The organism is Thiohalocapsa sp. (assembly GCF_019695415.1).
GTDB lineage: Bacteria > Pseudomonadota > Gammaproteobacteria > Chromatiales > Chromatiaceae > Thiohalocapsa.
Window position 1 is genome coordinate 1 of the sequence record NZ_JAIFKJ010000188.1, and the last position, 2,202, is coordinate 2,202.

3 protein-coding genes are annotated in these 2,202 nt (G+C 60.5%); 2 read left to right on the plus strand and 1 reads right to left on the minus strand.

Features of this window, described 5'->3' with window-relative positions; all coding sequences use genetic code 11:
• Positions 1-585: aminotransferase class V-fold PLP-dependent enzyme (locus I6U14_RS05290; RefSeq protein ID WP_296897476.1), on the minus strand; the 585-nt coding region annotated here is incomplete at its 3' end.
• Between the two features lie 225 nt (positions 586-810).
• Here I6U14_RS05290 and I6U14_RS05295 point away from each other — a divergent pair.
• Positions 811-1,728, plus strand: coding sequence for a glycyl-radical enzyme activating protein (locus tag I6U14_RS05295; protein ID WP_296897478.1), 918 nt, complete (start codon positions 811-813; stop codon positions 1,726-1,728).
• Between the two features lie 89 nt (positions 1,729-1,817).
• Positions 1,818-2,202: pyruvate formate lyase family protein (locus I6U14_RS05300; RefSeq protein WP_296897480.1), on the plus strand; the 385-nt coding region annotated here is incomplete at its 3' end.

Here is a 2,202-nt window from a genome sequence, read left to right on the forward strand (position 1 = left end):
CACCTCCAACGGTAAGCGGCCCGGCGTTTGTACAGCATCAGTGTGGAATAGGATCCCGTGCTCGCGACAGATGCGGCCTATCTTGACCATCGGCTGAACAGATCCGATCTCGTTGTTAGCCATCATCACACTGACCAGAACAGTGTCAGGACGAATGGCCTGGAGCACGTCATCAGCGCTCACTTGCCCATATGCATCGACAGGGACCCGCGTCGCCTCGCACCCAAACAGGTCGCATAGTTGATCTACCGTGTGACCAACCGCGTGGTGCTCAATAGGGGTGGTGACGATATGACAGCCGTCCCCGCGCTTGATCGCCGCCCAAGCCGCGCCCCGTATGGCGAGATTGTCGGATTCCGTGCCCGAACCAGTAAACACGATATCGGCTGGGCGGCAATCCAACACATCAGCCACCGTCTGACGGGCGCTCTCCAGCGCGTTCGCGGCCTCTCGACCAAGGCGATGAGAGGATTCGCTGTTGCCAAAATGCTTATGCCAATAGGGCAACATCGCCTCAACGACGCGCGGATCGACCGGCGTCGTCGCAGAATGATCCATATAAACGTAACGATCGGTTGTTTCCATTGATGATCTCCGTGAGATTTTAATCTATCTTCTCAAGTTATGAGGAGAAACTTCTAAATGATATACCATCTTATCACGTCTTATTCAAACGTGCAATGCGCGCACGCGCACCACGTGCCCGCTTAAACTCGGCCACACGGAAACTTGCTTAACTAGCACGAATTGATACAATAGCCATATTCGAGTTATCCCGAACAGCACCCATCACGTCAAAAGAATAACCATATGACCAAAGGCATCATCTTCGACATCAAGCAATTCTCCATCCACGACGGGCCGGGCATCCGCACCACCGTCTTCCTCAAAGGTTGCCCGCTGAGCTGCTGGTGGTGCCACAACCCAGAAGGGCAAGCGATGAAACCGGAGCTGATCCTGCGGCCCGAGCGCTGCATCGGCTGCGGCGCTTGCCTGGAGGTCTGCGAGCAGGGCGCGATCCTTTGGCGTAGTGGACAGGATGGAGAGCGCATCGTCACTGACCGAGAGCGTTGCACGGCCTGCGGCGACTGCGTGCAGGTCTGCTACGCCGAGGCGCGGGAGCTGGTGGGCCGCGAGGTGACCGTCGCCGAGGTGATGGACGCCATCGAGCGCGACACCGCCTTCTACGACCAATCGGGCGGCGGCGTTACCGTCTCCGGCGGGGAGCCGCTGGCGCAGCCGGATTTTCTGCGCGAACTGCTCCGCGCTTGCCAGTACCGCGGCTTGCACACGGCCCTCGACACCTGCGGCTTCGCGCCCTGGGAGGCGCTGGACAGCGTGCGGCAATACGTGGATTTGTTTCTCTACGATCTCAAGCTGATGGACGACGCGCGGCATCGTGCGTTCACCGGCGTCTCCAACGAGCGCATCCTGGAGAACCTGCAGCGGCTTTCGCGCGAGGGGCATCGCCTTATCCTGCGCGTGCCCATCATTCCGGGGATCAACGATGACGAGGAGAACTTGCAGGCGATTGGCGCCTTCGCCGCCGACCTGCCCCATCTGAAGCGCGTCGATCTGTTGCCCTACCACCGCATCGGGCGGGACAAGTACCGACGCCTCGGCAAGCCCTGCCCCATGCCGGAGACTGAGCCGCCGTCGGAGGCGCGGATGGACGAGATCGCACAAGTGCTGAGGAAGTTTGACTTACCGGTGAGTTTGAACCACTGAAGCACTGAATTCCCTGACGCCGCTGAGACATCTTCAGTGCAATCACCGCCTCAGTGCTTCAGCGCTTCAGAAATTGGAAGGAGATTATTATGTCCATGACCGAACGAGTGACTCGTTTGCAGCAACGCAGCCGAAACGCCACGCCGACCATCTCGACCGAGCGGGCGGAGCTGCTGACCGCGTTCTATCAGCAACACCGGGAGCCGCTTTCGGAGCCGGTGCGGCGCGCGCTGGCCTTCCGCTACCTGCTGGAGCACAAGACCATCTTCATCGGCGAGGACGAGCTGATCGTGGGAGAGAAGGGCCCTGCGCCCAAGCACGCCCCGACCTATCCCGAACTCTGCTGCCACACCCTGGAGGACCTGGACGTGCTCGATGCGCGGGAGAAGATCGGCTTCGCCGTCAGCGACGAGGCGCGGCGGACCTACGCGGAGACCATCATCCCCTTCTGGCAGGGCCGCTCGATGCGCGACC